At 71.7% G+C, this 14,797-nt stretch carries 13 protein-coding genes; all 13 read left to right on the forward strand.

The window, feature by feature from the left end; translation table 11 throughout:
* Positions 1–55 precede the first annotated feature (55 nt).
* Entirely contained in the window at positions 56–1,432 is a 1,377-nt protein-coding gene (gdhA, locus tag AB0G35_RS16640) for an NADP-specific glutamate dehydrogenase (protein WP_360949165.1), read from the forward strand.
* A 70-nt stretch (positions 1,433–1,502) separates the two neighbouring features.
* Entirely contained in the window at positions 1,503–2,045 is a 543-nt protein-coding gene (locus AB0G35_RS16645; RefSeq protein WP_360949166.1) for a TIGR00730 family Rossman fold protein, read from the forward strand.
* A gap of 47 nt (positions 2,046–2,092) precedes the next feature.
* Positions 2,093–2,782, forward strand: a complete 690-nt coding sequence (locus tag AB0G35_RS16650) for an SDR family oxidoreductase (RefSeq protein WP_360949168.1) — start codon at positions 2,093–2,095, stop codon at positions 2,780–2,782.
* A gap of 125 nt (positions 2,783–2,907) precedes the next feature.
* Entirely contained in the window at positions 2,908–3,351 is a 444-nt protein-coding gene (locus AB0G35_RS16655; RefSeq protein ID WP_360949170.1) for a MarR family transcriptional regulator, read from the forward strand.
* 324 nt (positions 3,352–3,675) lie between these two features.
* Positions 3,676–5,085, forward strand: coding sequence for an MFS transporter (locus AB0G35_RS16660; RefSeq protein WP_360949172.1), 1,410 nt, complete (start codon positions 3,676–3,678; stop codon positions 5,083–5,085).
* A 104-nt stretch (positions 5,086–5,189) separates the two neighbouring features.
* On the forward strand, positions 5,190–6,203 hold the full coding sequence (locus AB0G35_RS16665; protein ID WP_360949174.1) for a methionine synthase: 1,014 nt from the start codon (positions 5,190–5,192) through the stop codon (positions 6,201–6,203).
* Positions 6,204–6,234: 31 nt separating this feature from the next.
* Positions 6,235–8,451 carry an NAD-dependent DNA ligase LigA gene (gene ligA, locus AB0G35_RS16670; RefSeq protein ID WP_360949176.1) on the forward strand — a complete coding sequence of 739 codons (2,217 nt, stop codon included), beginning with the start codon at positions 6,235–6,237 and terminating at the stop codon, positions 8,449–8,451.
* 156 nt (positions 8,452–8,607) lie between these two features.
* The gene (locus tag AB0G35_RS16675; protein ID WP_360949178.1) at positions 8,608–10,716 is read left to right on the forward strand and encodes a bifunctional diguanylate cyclase/phosphodiesterase; all 2,109 of its coding nucleotides are present in this window, start codon (positions 8,608–8,610) and stop codon (positions 10,714–10,716) included.
* A complete protein-coding gene (locus tag AB0G35_RS16680) occupies positions 10,638–11,045 on the forward strand; it encodes a hypothetical protein (protein ID WP_360949180.1) in 408 nt (135 codons plus the stop codon). The genes AB0G35_RS16675 and AB0G35_RS16680 overlap by 79 nt, the downstream gene beginning before the upstream one ends.
* A gap of 169 nt (positions 11,046–11,214) precedes the next feature.
* Complete coding sequence (gene gatC, locus AB0G35_RS16685; protein WP_360949182.1) at positions 11,215–11,511, forward strand: Asp-tRNA(Asn)/Glu-tRNA(Gln) amidotransferase subunit GatC; 297 nt, start codon at positions 11,215–11,217, stop codon at positions 11,509–11,511.
* Positions 11,508–13,010, forward strand: a complete 1,503-nt coding sequence (gatA, locus tag AB0G35_RS16690; RefSeq protein ID WP_360949184.1) for an Asp-tRNA(Asn)/Glu-tRNA(Gln) amidotransferase subunit GatA — start codon at positions 11,508–11,510, stop codon at positions 13,008–13,010. The genes gatC and gatA overlap by 4 nt, the downstream gene beginning before the upstream one ends.
* Positions 13,007–13,249, forward strand: coding sequence for a hypothetical protein (locus tag AB0G35_RS16695; RefSeq protein ID WP_030412837.1), 243 nt, complete (start codon positions 13,007–13,009; stop codon positions 13,247–13,249). Before gatA ends, AB0G35_RS16695 begins: the two co-directional genes overlap by 4 nt.
* Positions 13,250–13,281: 32 nt before the next feature.
* Entirely contained in the window at positions 13,282–14,790 is a 1,509-nt protein-coding gene (gene gatB, locus AB0G35_RS16700; RefSeq protein WP_360949186.1) for an Asp-tRNA(Asn)/Glu-tRNA(Gln) amidotransferase subunit GatB, read from the forward strand.
* The last annotated feature ends 7 nt before the right edge of the window (positions 14,791–14,797 follow it).

Below are 14,797 nucleotides of genomic sequence, written 5' to 3' on the forward strand. Positions count from 1 at the left end.
AGCACGGGGCGTCAGAGGTGGGGCCTTCGCGGCCACGAACGGAACGGAAGTCCATATGTCGACTGTTCAGTCTGGGGTCAGGTCCGGTGCGCAGCAGGCCGGGCCGGCATCCCTGTACGCCGAGCTGGTCCGCCGGAACCCGGGTGAGCCCGAGTTCCACCAGGCGGCCCTGGAGGTGCTGGAGACGCTGGAGCCCGTACTGGCAGCCCGGCCGGAGTTCGCCGAGGCAAAGGTTCTGGAGCGGATCTGCGAGCCCGAGCGGCAGATCATGTTCCGCGTCCCCTGGCAGGACGACAGGGGCACGGTCCACGTCAACCGCGGCTTCCGGGTGGAGTTCAACAGCGCGCTCGGCCCGTACAAGGGCGGGCTGCGCTTCCATGCGTCGGTGAACCTCGGGATCGTGAAGTTCCTCGGCTTCGAGCAGATCTTCAAGAACGCCCTGACCGGCCTGAACATCGGCGGCGGCAAGGGCGGCAGCGACTTCGACCCGCATGGGAGGTCGGACGCCGAGGTGATGCGGTTCTGTCAGTCGTTCATGACCGAACTGCACCGCCACCTCGGCGAGCACACCGACGTACCGGCCGGTGACATCGGCGTCGGCGGCCGGGAGATCGGCTACCTCTTCGGCCAGTACCGGCGGATCACCAACCGCTGGGAGGCCGGGGTGCTCACCGGCAAGGGGCTGTCCTGGGGCGGCTCCAAGGCCCGTACCGAGGCCACCGGTTACGGCAATGTGCTGTTCACCCAGGAGATGCTCAAGGTGCGCGGCGAGGAGCTGGACGGCCAGCAGGTCGTGGTGTCCGGTTCCGGCAACGTCGCCCTCTACACCATCGAGAAGGCGCAGGCCCTCGGCGCCAACGTGGTGACCGCCTCGGACTCCGGCGGCTACGTCGTCGACGAGAAGGGCATCGACCTGGCGCTGCTGCGGCAGGTCAAGGAGGTCGAGCGCGGCCGGATCAGCGCGTACGCCGAGCGGCGCGGGGTGTCGGCCCGGTACGTGCCCGGCGGCCGGGTCTGGGACGTCGCCTGCGACGTCGCGCTGCCCTCGGCGACCCAGAACGAGCTGGACGCGGACGCGGCCCGGATCCTGGTCCGCAACGGCGTCAAGGCGGTGTCCGAGGGCGCGAACATGCCGACCACACCGGACGCGGTGGCGCTCTTCAAGGAGGCCGGGGTGGCCTTCGGGCCCGGCAAGGCCGCCAACGCGGGCGGAGTGGCGACCAGTGCGCTGGAGATGCGGCAGAACTCCGCGCGGGACACCTGGTCCTTCGAGCGGGCCGAGGGCGAACTGGCCGCGATCATGCGCGGCATCCACCGCACCTGCCACGAGACCGCCGCACGGTTCGGCCGGCCCGGCGACTACGTCGCGGGCGCCAACATCGCGGGCTTCGAGCGGGTCGCGGACGCCATGCTCGACCAGGGCCTGATCTGACCGCGGGCGGCGGGGTGTGCGCCCGGTACGGGCTGCCGCCCCGCCGCCCCCGGCTCGTAGGGTGGCCGGCATGAACATCTGCGTCTTCTGCTCCGCCGCCGACCTCGACGACCGCTACGTCGCCCCGGCCCGCCGGTTCGCCGAGCTGATCGGCAAGGGCGGGCACGCGCTGGTCTGGGGCGGTTCGGACACCGGGCTGATGAAGGTCATGGCCGACGGCGTGCAGGAGGCCGGCGGGAAGCTGATCGGGATCTCCGTGGAGTTCCTGGCGGACAAGGCGCGGCCGGGCGCCGATGAGATGGTCGTCACCAAGGACCTCGCCGAGCGCAAGGCGGAGATGCTGGCGCGCGCCGACGCCATCGTCATCATGGTCGGCGGCACGGGCACCCTCGACGAGGCCACGGAGATCCTGGAGCTGCGCAAGCACGGGTTGCACAGCAAGCCCGTCGTGCTGCTGAACACCGCCGGTTTCTACGACGGGTTGCACGAGCAGTTCCGGCGCATGGAGGACGAGGGCTTCCTGCCGCTTCCCCTCACCGACCTGGTGTTCTTCGCGGCGGACGGCGTCGGTGCGCTGGCCTACCTGGAGGAGAAGGCGGGCTTCACGGGCTGAGCCCGCCGTCCCGCCGTCCCGTAAGGCGGCTCGTTAGGATCGGGCCCATGGGTACGCACTTGATCACGGGCGCAGGGTCGGGCATCGGAGCGGCGGTCGCACGGCGGCTGGCGGAGCGCGGCGAGGAGCTGTGGCTGCTGGCGCGCAACGCGGTCCGCGCGAAGGAGCTGGCCGCGCAGTTCCCCACGGCCCATGTGATCGTGGGCGACCTGGCCACCCCCGAGAAGCTGTCCTTCGCGCTCGGCCAGCAGTCGCTGCCGGACCGGATCGACTCCCTCCAGCACATCGCGGGCGTGATCGAACTGGGCGCGGTCGGCGATCTGCCGGCCAAGGCGTGGCAGCGCCAGCTCGCCGCCAACCTGGTGGCGCCGGCCGAGCTGACCCGGCTGCTGCTGCCGCTGGTGCGCCTCGCCAAGGGGCACGTGGTCTTCGTCAACTCCGGCGCCGGGCTGAACGCGCACGCCAACTGGGGCGCGTACGCGGCGAGCAAGCACGGCCTGAAGGCCCTGGCCGACTCCCTGCGGGCGGAGGAGCACGGCAACGGCGTGCGGGTGACCTCGGTCTACCCGGGGCGCACGGCCACGCCGATGCAGGAGAGCACCCACCAGCAGGAGGGCAAGGCGTACGACCCGTCCCGCTGGATCGACCCGGAGTCGGTGGCCAGCACGATCCTCGCCGCCGTCGACCTGCCGCGGGACGCGGAGATCAACGACGTCACGGTGCGCCCGGGACGCTGAGGGGTGCTTGTTCACCGGGTGCCTGTTCACTGGGTGCCCGTTCGCCGGGTGCCTGTTCACCGGGTGCCCGTTCACCCGGCGGCCGGGCCGCCCGGCGGGCCGCCGTGGCGACGTACGCTGCAAGAGTGACCACTGAAGCGAAGTCGACCGCGGCGGCGGGGTGCGGGTTCCGGGAGATCCGGGGGCTCGTGACCGAACTGAGCCGCCGGCTGGACGCCCATCAGCGCAGTCGGATCGCCGAGCTGGACCTGACGCCGACGCAGGCCAAGGTGCTGGAGGAGCTCGGCGAGCCGAAGACCGCGCGGGAGCTCGCCGGGGTGCTGTGCTGTGAACCGCCCAACGTCACCTATGTCATCTCCAAGCTGGAGAAACAGGGCATGGTGGTGCGGCAGCCACATCCGCTGGACGGGCGGGCCAAGCAGCTCGTACTGACCGAGGCGGGGCGGGAGTTGCGGCTCGACCTGCTGCGCCGGATGGGGACCGCGTCGCCGCTGGACCACCTCACGCACGAGGAGCGGGCCGCGCTGCGCGACGACCTGCTGAAGGCCCTGGGGCGGGGCGACGCCTGACCGGGCCGCGGTCGCCCGGCCCGCCGTTTCCCTCCTTTGCCGACGCGTTCGGCGGTGTCCCGCCCCCTGGGCGTGGTCCGGGCGGCGCCCGCGGGTACCCGTGCTCCCGGCAACGTCGTCAGCGGGAGGCGCCATGGGCTTCAACCCCCTCGGCAGGGCGGGCACCTCGGACACCTCGGCCGGCTCCCGTGGAGCTTCACCCAGGAGCAGGTGGAGGGCTGACGCCGGGGCGGCCGGTCGGCGGGGCCGCCCCTTCGTATGCGTTCAGTAAAGTTATAGCTGTCACCATTGTCGCGGAAGATAGCTATAGCTTTAACTAAATGCATGATCACTGAGAAGGCGACGGCGCGCGGCCCGGCGCGCGAGACGTCCGAGGCGCCGACCGCCCCCGCGGCCCGTGGCGGGCTCCAACTCCTCGTCCTGGCCCTCGGGTTCGTGATGGCCAGCCTGGACACCGGCATCATGAACGTCGCGGCGCACGACCTGCGGGCCCGCCTCGGCCTGAGCATGGCCGGCCTGACCTGGGTCGTCGACGGCTACGTCCTCGCCTTCGCCGCACTGCTGCTGCTCGCCGGATCACTGGCGAAGCGGTACGGCGCCCGCCGGATCTACCTCGTCGGGCTCGCCGCGTTCACCGCCGCCTCCCTGCTCGGTGCCGTGGCGCCGGACGGCACCGTCCTGGTGGCGGCCCGCTTCGCCCAGGGTGTCGGTGCCGCCCTGTTCATGCCCAGCTTGCTGTCGCTGCTGATGAACGCCTTCCCCGAACCGGCCCGCCGGGCCAGGATCCTCGGCATCTGGTCGGCGATCGTCTCCACCTCCGTGGGGCTCGCCCCCACCATCGGCGGCCTCCTGGTCGGCACCCTGGGCTGGCGCTCCATCTTCCTGGTCAACCTGCCCATCGGCGCCGCGGGCCTGCTGCTCACCCGCCGGGTGATCGCGGCGACCCCGGCCCGCGGTTCCGCGCTCGGCGGCACCGGCCACGTCCTCGGGCTGCTCGCCCTCGGGTCGCTCAGCTACGCCCTCATCGAAGGGCCGGAGGCGGGCTGGTCCGCGCCGCTCGTGCTGGCCGCCTTCGCGGTCACCGTGGTGGCGGTGGCCGGGTTCGTGGTCCGGGAACGGACCGTCCGGACACCGATCCTCCCGGTCGCGCTCTTCGCTGACAGCCGGTTCTCCGCGGCCAACGTGGTCGGCTTCCTCTTCAACTTCGCCTTCTACGGCGTCCTGTTCGTCCTCGGACTGTTCCTCCAGACGGCCCGCGGCGCGAACGCGGTGACCGCCGGGCTCCAGATGCTGCCGGCCGTGCTGATCCTGCCGTTCGGCAACATGCTCTACGCCCGGATCGGACACCGCCTCGGCAACCGGACCGCGCTCACCGCCTCCCTGGCCCTCTCCGCCGCCGGATATGTCGTGCTCTTCCTGATCGTCCGGCCCGGACTGCCGTACTGGGTCCTCGCGGTCGTGCTCGCCGTCACCAACATCGGCAGCGGGGTCGCCTCCCCGGCCATGACCGGCGTCCTGATGGAGGCCGCCGGCCGCGAACACGCCGACATCGGCAGCGCCACCCTCAACGCCAACCGCCAGATCGGCTCGCTGGTCGGCATCGCCGGGATGGGCGCGGTGCTCACCGCGGCCGGCGGCGGTTACCCGGGCGCACAGGCCGCCTTCGCGCTGACGGCGGGGGCGCTGGCGGTGGCCGCGGTGACCGGCTGGCTGGGCGTGCGCGGCCGGCGGTGACGGGGTTCACGTTCCGGGGCGGGGCGGGGCGGGGCAGAGCGGGGCGCGTGCGGCGGCGGGACCGGGGTACCCACCCGGGGCGCGCCGCCGCATACCCTTCCGGGGTGAGCGAGAACAGCACGTACGAGTGGGCAGCGGGCGCGGCGACCGGGATCGGGTCGATGCCCGGCGGGGACGCGCGGGAGGCGGCCAAGACCGTCACCGGGTCGCTGGAGACCTTCCCGTATCTGCCGGAGCTCCCGGCGCGGGGCCCCGGCGCCGACATGATCGGACGCACCCTGGGGATGCTCGTCGAGGTCTACGGCCATGTGGAGCCCAGCGGCTGGCGGATCAGCGACCGGCCCGGCCGGGACACCCGGCGGGCGCACTCCTGGCTCGGCGAGGACCTCGACGCCCTGGAGGAGTTCACCCAGGGCTACGAGGGCCCGCTGAAGGTCTCCGCGGTCGGGCCCTGGACCCTCGCCGCCGCCTTGGAACTGCGCAACGGCGAGGCCGCCCTCAGCGACCCCGGCGCCTGCCGGGACCTCGCGGCGTCGCTGGCGGAGGGGCTGCGCGGCCATCTCGCGGACGTCCGGCGCCGGGTCCCGGGCGCCAAGGTCGTCCTCCAGCTCGACGAGCCGTCGCTGACCGCGGTCCTCCAGGGGCGGGTGAAGACGGCGAGCGGGTACCGGACGCACCGGGCCGTGGACCGCGCCGTGGTCGAGGGCGCGCTGCGCGATCTCGTGACGGTGGCGCAGGGCGGACCGGTGGTCGTCCACTCGTGCGCGCCCGCGGTGCCGTTCGGACTGCTGCGGCGGGCCGGCGTCACGGGCATCTCGTTCGATTTCGCACTGCTCACCGAGCGTGAGGAGGAGGCGATCGGAGAGGCGGTCGAGGGCGGTACGGCGCTGTTCGCGGGCGTGGTGCCGGGCGTGGACGGTCGATTGTCAGACCCTGCCGGTAGCGTCATGGGTGTCAGGACGCTCTGGCGCAGGCTGGGGCTGGCACCGGGGACTCTCAGCGAGTCCGTGGTCGTCACCCCGTCGTGCGGGCTGGCGGGCGCTTCGCCCGGATATGCCCGTTCGGTGCTCGCCCATTGCGTCCGGGCGGCGAGGTCGCTCGCAGACAACCCTGAGTGACCGCACTCAAGGACCACGGGAGGACAAGACGGTGGCTGGCGAACAGCACGCAGCGCAATCCAAGGTGCCCGCAGCGGCGCGGGAGAAGCACGCGCAGCTCGCTGAGCAGATCGAGGAGCACCGCTTCCGCTATTACGTGAAGGACGCTCCGGTCGTCAGCGACGCCGAGTTCGACCGGCTGCTGCGCTCCCTGGAGGCCCTGGAGAACGAACACCCCGAGCTGCGCACCCCGGACTCCCCGACCCAGAAGGTCGCCGGCGCGTACGCAACCGAATTCACCGAGGTCGCGCACCGCGAGCGGATGCTCTCGCTGGACAACGCCTTCGACCAGGAGGAGTTGGCGGCCTGGGCGGAGCGGCTCGCCGGTGAACTGGGCGGTGCTCCCAAGAGCGCGGGCTACCACTTCCTGTGCGAGCTCAAGGTCGACGGCCTCGCCGTCAACCTCACCTACGAGCACGGCCGGCTGACCCGCGCCGCCACCCGCGGCGACGGACGCACCGGCGAGGACATCACCCCCAATATCCGGACCATCGCCGACATTCCCAACCGCCTGAAGGGTGACCGGATTCCGGCCCTGGTCGAGGTGCGCGGCGAGGTCTACTTCCCCATGGAGAAGTTCCTCCAGCTCAACGAGCGGCTGGTGGCCGACGGCAAACCGCCGTTCGCCAACCCCCGCAACGCCGCGGCCGGTTCACTGCGCCAGAAGGACCCGAAGATCACGGCCAGCCGCCCGCTGCACATGGTCGTCCACGGCCTCGGCGCCCGCGACGGCCTGGAGATCGACCGGCTCTCGGAGGCGTACGACCTGCTCAAGGAGTGGGGCCTGCCGACCGCCACGCACAACAGGGTCGTCGACTCCCTCGAAGCGGTACGGGAGTTCATCGCCCACTACGGCGACCCCGAGACCCGCCGCACGGCCGTGGAGCACGAGATCGACGGCGTGGTCGTCAAGCTGGACGAGATCCGGCTCCAGGGGCGGCTGGGCTCGACCTCGCGCGCCCCGCGCTGGGCGATCGCCTGGAAGTACCCCCCGGAGGAGGTCAACACCAAGCTGGTGGACATCCGGGTCGGCGTCGGCCGCACCGGCCGGGTCACGCCGTACGCGGTGGTCGAGCCGGTCACCGTCGCCGGATCCGAGGTGGAGTTCGCGACCCTGCACAACCAGGACGTGGTCAAGGCCAAGGGCGTGCTGATCGGGGACACCGTCGTGATCCGCAAGGCCGGCGACGTCATCCCCGAGATCCTGGGCCCGGTGGTCGATCTGCGGGACGGCGCCGAGCGGGAGTTCGTGATGCCCGCCGAGTGCCCCGAGTGCGGCACGGCCCTGCAGCCCGCCAAGGAAGGCGACATCGACCTGCGGTGCCCCAACAACCGCTCCTGCCCCGCGCAGATCCGTGAGCGGCTGTTCTACCTGGCCGGCCGCAAATGCCTGGACATCGAGAATTTCGGATATGTCGCCGCCACGGCCCTCAGCCAGCCGCTGGAGCCCGCCGAGCCGCCGCTGAAGGACGAGGGCGATCTTTTCGGCCTCTCCGTCGAGCAGCTGCTGCCCATCAAGTCGTACGTCCTCGACCCCGATTCCGGCCTGCCCAAGCGTGACCCGAAGACCGGGGAGGAGAAGGTCGTCACGTTCTTCGCCAACCAGAAGGGCGAGCCGAAGAAGAACACCCTCGCGATGCTGGAGAACATCCAGGCCGCCAAGGAGCGCCCGCTGGCCCGCATCCTGACCGGTCTGTCGATCCGGCACGTGGGCCCGGTGGCGGCCGAGGCGCTGGCCCGGGAGTTCCGCTCGATCGACCGCATCCGGGACGCCGAAGAGGCCGAGCTGGCCGCCGTGGACGGCGTCGGGCCCACCATCGCCGCGTCGTTGAAGCAGTGGTTCGCCGAGGACTGGCACCGCGAGATCATCGAGAAGTGGCGGGCCGCCGGCGTCCGAATGGAGGAGGAGCAAACGGGTGAGGAGGGCCCGCGCCCCCTCGAAGGCGTCACCGTCGTCGTAACGGGCACACTTCAGTCACACACAAGAGATGGCGCGAAAGAGGCCCTCCAGAACCTCGGAGCGAAGGTGACCGGTTCCGTTTCGAAGAAGACCGGTTTCGTAGTGGTGGGCGACAACCCCGGTTCGAAGTACGACAAGGCGATGCAGTTGAAGGTCCCCGTGCTGGACGATGACGGCTTCGCGGTGCTGCTGGAACAGGGTCCCGAGGCGGCACGAGCGGTAGCTGTCACTCCGCCTGAGGAGGAGTGAGGTGTCACCCCATCGGCGCATACCAGATTGATCCAGGATGCCGGGTCGCATTCGGGCAACCGTCATCGATCGCTGCCCGCGGCGGCCTTCCGCGGCCTACTGTTGAGGAGTGCGCCTGCCGTGGCGCGGGCACAGCCGGCTGTGAGAGGGATCGGAATGAAACCGACCGACAGCGCCGCTCCGGCGTCGCGGCTCCGGCAGCTCGTCGTGCCCGCGCTGCCCGCGGGCATCGTCACCGTGGCGAGCCTCGCGCTCGCCACGGGCGTGTTCCGGACTCTGGGCGTAGGTGACGCGCTCTTTCCCGGAGGCGCGGTGGGATGGTCGCTGGCGATCCTGACCGGCGTCATCGTCGGCCACCTGGTCGCCCTCGGCCGCGACCGCTGGTGGGGCGGCACGGGCTCCGGCGCGGCGCTCGCCCTCGCCGTCCTGCTGCTGTACGGCTGGGTCCCGGCCACCCTCGTCAGCCTCTCCGTCGTCGTGCTGGTCGGCGCCGCCCGCCGGAACCGCTGGCGGCAGGCCGTGGTGCACGGCGCGGTCGACGTCCTCGGCATCGGCGCCGCGGCGCTCGGCCTCGCCGCGTTCGGCGTGGTCTCCACCGTCCGCCAGCCGTGGACCCCGCTCGCCTGGGACCTCTCCGTCCTCCCCGAAGTCGTCGTCACCGCGGGCGGCTACCTCTTCGTCAGCCGCGGCCTGCTGTGGCTCAGCCTCACCCCGCGCAGCGGCCAGCTCCCCGCCATCCCGCGCACCGCGGTCGTCCGCCAGGCCCTGGTCGGCATCGCCCTGCTCGGCATCGCCCCGCTGATCGCCGTCTGCGCCGTCAACGCCCCCCTGCTGCTGCCGCTGTTCGCGGTCCCGCTGATCGCCCTGGACTCCACGCTCTGGATAGCCCGGGCCCGCGCCGAGGAGCAGCTGCGCGACCCGCTCACCGGCCTGCCCAACCGCCAGTGGCTGCTGGAGCGCACCTGGACCGCGCTGGACGAGGCCGAACGGATCGGCGTCCGCTCGGCCCTGGTCCTCATCGACCTGGACCGCTTCCGCTCCGTCAACGACACCCTCGGCCACCTCGCCGGCGACCGCCTGCTGCTGCAGATCGCCGACCGGCTGCGGCACGCCCTCCCGCGCGGCGCCGAGGCCGCCCGGCTCGGCGGCGACGAGTTCGCCGTCCTGCTCCCCACCACCGACTCCCTCACCAGCTCCCAGCGGGTGGCCCGCAACCTCGTCGCCGCCCTCAGCTCCCCGCTGGACCTCGACGGACTGACCCTCGTGCTCGAAGCCAGCGCGGGGGTCGCCGTCTTCCCCGACCACGCCCTGGACGCCGAAGGACTGCTGCGCCGCGCCGATGTGGCGATGTACCAGGCCAAGCGGGACCGCAGCGGCGTCGAGCTCTACGAGGCCAAGCGCGACGGCAACACCCCCGACCGGCTCGGCCTGCTGGGCGATCTGCGGCGCGCCCTGGACGCCGGCGACGTCGAGCTGCACTACCAGCCCAAGGTGGGATTCGACGGACATGTCGCCGGGCTGGAGGCCCTGGTCCGCTGGGTACACCCCGACCGCGGCCGGGTGCCCCCCGACGAGTTCATCGCGATCGCTGAGTCCTCCGGGCTGATGCCCCGGCTCACCGAGTACGTCCTGGAGACCGCGCTCGCCCAGGTGGCGCGCTGGCGCGCGATGGGCCTGGAGGTCCCGGTCGCGGTCAACGTCTCCCCCCGCGACGTGCACTCCCCGGGCTTCGCCGGCGCCGTCGCGGCCCGGCTCGCCCGACATCGGGTCCCACCGGGCGCCCTCCAACTGGAGATAACCGAGCACGTCCTCCTGGAGGACCCGCAGCGGGCCGCCGACACGCTCGCCGGGCTCACCGCCCACGGCGTGAAGATGTCGCTGGACGACTTCGGCACCGGCTACTCCTCCCTCGTCCACCTCCGTCGCCTGCCGGTCAGCGAGCTGAAGATCGACCGCTCCTTCGTGGCCCGGCTGGCCGTCGACACGGAGGACGCCGAGATCGTCCGCTGCACCCTCGACCTGGCCCATTCGCTCGGCCTCCTGGTCGTCGCCGAGGGCGTGGAGGACGACGAGACCTGGGAACGGCTGCGCGACCTCGGCTGCGACGCCGTCCAGGGCTGGCTGGTGGCGGCCGCGATGCCCCCCGACGAGACCACGGCCTGGCTGAGGGCCCGCGGTGAGCACGGATGGCACCGCGAATCGGAGACGGCCGCCCTGGCGGCGGAGAAGGCAGCCGAGCGCCCTTCGGGACAGGTCCTGAACTGACCCGGCCACCGGCCGTCCCACGTCCCCGCTCCGAATCCAGCGAAGCCCAAGCCGACCGCGAAGCCGAAGCCGAAACGGACAGCGAAGCCGAAGCCGAACCCGCCACCGAACCCGAAGCCGACGGCGAAGCCGTAGCCGCCACCGAACCCGAAGCCGACCGCGAAGCCGAAGCCGAAGAAGGCGGCGAACCCGCCACCGAACCGGAAGCCGAACCCGAAGAAGGCGGCGAACCCGCCACCGAACCGGAAGCCGAACCCGGAGAAGGCGGTGAACCGGAAGCCGGCGGTGACCGGCCCGACGGGGGTGATCAGGCCCCCGGGCCCCGCTGACCGGGGCGCGCCCGCCCGCACGGGCCGCGCCCCGGCGAAACGGTTTCGCGGCCGCTGACCCGTACGCCATAGGATTGGGCCGGAAAAGTTCACCGGAGTGCTCGTCGAGACCACTCCGCCTGAACACTCCGTCCGGAACACTCCGCCAAGAACACCAGAGGATCGCTGCATGCCTGGCATCACGCGCGAGGAGGTCGCCCACCTCGCCCGGCTGGCACGTCTGGAGCTGCGGGACGAAGAGCTCGACCACTTCGCCTCGCAGCTCGACGACATCATCGGCGCGGTCGCCCGCGTCTCCGAGGTCGCCGACCAAGACGTTCCGCCGACCTCCCACCCGCTGCCCCTGACCAACGTCATGCGGCCGGACGAGGTCCGTCCCTCGCTGACCCCCGAGCAGGCGCTCTCCGGCGCCCCGGCCCAGGAGCAGCAGCGTTTCAAGGTGCCGCAGATCCTGGGGGAGGAGTGACCGACATGGCCGACCTGATCAAGCTCACCGCCGCCGAGATCGCGGCCAAGATCGCCTCCGGCGAGCTCACCGCCGTCGAGGTGACCGAGGCCCACCTGGCCCGCATCGACGCCGTCGACGAGAAGGTGCACGCCTTCCTCCACATCGACCGCGAGGGCGCCCTCGCGCAGGCCCGCGCCGTCGACGAGAAGCGCGCCCGCGGCGAGAAGCTCGGCCCGCTGGCCGGCGTCCCGCTCGCGCTCAAGGACATCTTCACCACCGAGGGCGTCCCGACCACCGTCGGTTCCAAGATCCTCGAAGGCTGGATCCCGCCGTACGACGCCACGGTCACCAAGAAGCTCAAGGCCGCCGACGTCGTCATCCTCGGCAAGACCAACATGGACGAGTTCGCCATGGGGTCCTCCACCGAGAACAGCGCCTACGGCCCGACCGGCAACCCCTGGGACCTGACCAAGATCCCCGGCGGCTCCGGCGGCGGCTCCTCCGCCGCGCTCGCCTCCTTCGAGGCCCCGCTCGCCATCGGCACGGACACCGGCGGCTCCATCCGCCAGCCCGCCGCCGTCACCGGCACCGTCGGCGTCAAGCCCACCTACGGCGGCGTCTCCCGCTACGGCATGGTCGCCTTCTCCTCCTCCCTGGACCAGGGCGGCCCCTGCGCCCGTACGGTGCTGGACGCGGCCCTCCTCCACGAGGTGATCGCCGGGCACGACCCGCTGGACTCCACCTCCATCGACGCCCCCGTCCCGCCGGTCGTCGAGGCGGCCCGCAACGGCAGCGTCGAGGGCATGCGGGTCGGCGTCGTCAAGCAGTTCCGCGGCGAGGGCTACCAGCCCGGTGTGCTCCAGCGCTTCGACGAGTCGGTCGAGCTGCTCAAGGAGCTGGGCGCGGAGATCGTCGAGCTGGACTGCCCGTCCTTCGACCTCGCGCTCGCGGCGTACTACCTGATCGCGCCGTCCGAGTGCTCCTCCAACCTGGCCCGCTTCGACGCCATGCGCTACGGCCTGCGGGTCGGCGACGACGGCACGAAGTCCGCCGAGGACGTCACCGCCCTGACCCGCGAGGCCGGCTTCGGCCCCGAGGTCAAGCGCCGGATCATGCTCGGCACCTACGCCCTGAGCTCCGGCTACTACGACGCGTACTACGGCTCCGCCCAGAAGGTGCGGACGCTGATCACCCGCGACTTCGAGAAGGCCTTCGAGCAGGTCGACGTGATCGTCTCGCCGACCACGCCGACCACCGCCTTCCCGATCGGCGAGCGCGCCGACGACCCGATGGCGATGTACCTCGCCGACGTCTGCACGCTCCCCGTCAACCTGGCAGGCAACGCAGCCATGTCGCTGCCCTGCGGTCTCGCCCCCGAGGACGGACTGCCGGTGGGCCTGCAGATCGTCGCCCCCGCCATGAAGGACGACCGGCTCTACAAGGTCGGCGCCGCGGTCGAGGCCGCGTTCACCGCCAAGTGGGGCCACCCGCTGATCGAGGAGGCACCTGCACTGTGAGTGGAAAGCTCGCCAAGGCCAAGGGCTTCAAGAAGTCCAAGCCCGGTACGTACCTGTCCATCGGCACCACGCTGTTCGGCGCGGTGAGCGTCGTCAAGCAGGCGAAGAAGGCACGGGTGGAGCAGGACACGCTCCAGCTGGTCGACGCCGTCGTCTCCGCCGCCGCCATCGTCACCGGCGTCGCCCTGCTCATCCGCGAACTGCGCCGTCTGGGCGACGACGACGTCCTCGCGGACTGACCGGCGCCGGACCCTGAGAGGTTAGTTTCACCGTGACTGTCACCGACCTGGTGTCGTACGAGGACGCGCTGGCCGCCTACGACCCCGTCATGGGGCTTGAGGTACACGTCGAACTCGGCACCAAGACCAAGATGTTCTGCGGGTGCTCCACCGCCCTCGGCGCCGACGCCAACTCGCAGACCTGCCCCACCTGCCTGGGCCTGCCCGGCTCGCTCCCGGTCGTGAACGCGACCGGCGTCGAGTCCGCCATCAAGATCGGCCTGGCACTCAACTGCTCCATCGCCGAATGGTGCCGCTTCGCCCGGAAGAACTACTTCTATCCGGACATGCCGAAGAACTTCCAGACCTCCCAGTACGACGAGCCGATCGCCTTCGACGGCTACCTCGACGTACAGCTGGAGGACGGGGAGATCTTCCGCGTGGAGATCGAGCGCGCCCACATGGAGGAGGACACCGGCAAGTCGACGCACGTCGGCGGTGCCACCGGCCGCATCCACGGCGCCCGGCACTCCCTCCTGGACTACAACCGCGCCGGCATCCCGCTCATCGAGATCGTCACCAAGCCGATCGTCGGCGCCGGCGAGCGGGCCCCCGAGGTCGCCAAGGCGTACGTCGCCGAGCTGCGCGAGCTCATCAAGGCGCTCGGCGTCTCCGAGGCCCGCATGGAGCAGGGCCAGATGCGCTGCGACGTGAACCTCTCGCTGCGCCCCAACGGCACCGAGAAGTTCGGCACCCGCTCGGAGACCAAGAACGTCAACTCGCTCCGCTCCGTCGAGCGCGCCTGCCGCTTCGAGATCCAGCGGCACGCCGCGGTGCTCTCCTCCGGCGGCACGATCGTCCAGGAGACCCGCCACTTCCACGAGGACGACGGCTCCACGACGCCCGGCCGGGTCAAGGAGGAGGCGGAGGACTACCGCTACTTCCCCGAGCCGGACCTGGTCCCGGTGGCTCCCTCCCGCGAGTGGGTCGAGGAACTGCGCGCGACCCTGCCCGAGCTGCCGCGTGTGCGCCGCAACCGCCTCCGCGAGGAGTGGGGAATCAGCGAGCACGACATGCAGTCGATCCTCAACGCCGGCGCGGTCGACCTGATCGTCGCCACCGTCGAGGCCGGTGCGGACGCCGCCGCGGCCCGTAAGTGGTGGATGGGCGAACTGGCCCGCCGCGCCAACGAGGACGGCGTGGAGCTGGCGGCCCTGCCGATCACCGCCGAGCAGGTCGCCCGGGTCGCCGAGCTGGTCGCCAAGGGAGACCTGAACGACAAGCTGGCCCGCCAGGTCATCGAGGGCGTCCTCGCGGGCGAGGGCACTCCGGACGAGGTCGTCGAGAAGCGCGGCCTGAAGGTCGTCTCCGACGAGGGCGCCCTGGGCACCGCCGTCGACGAGGCGATCGCCGCCAACGCCGCCATCGCCGACAAGATCCGCGGCGGCAAGGTGGCCGCGGCCGGTGCCCTGGTCGGCGCGGTCATGAAGGCCACCCGCGGCCAGGCCGACGCGGCGCGCGTCCGTGAGCTGATCCTGGAGAAGCTGGGCGTCGAGGGCTGATCCTGGC

Origin of the sequence: Streptomyces sp. NPDC021749, assembly GCF_040640655.1 — a bacterium.
Lineage (GTDB): Bacteria > Actinomycetota > Actinomycetes > Streptomycetales > Streptomycetaceae > Streptomyces.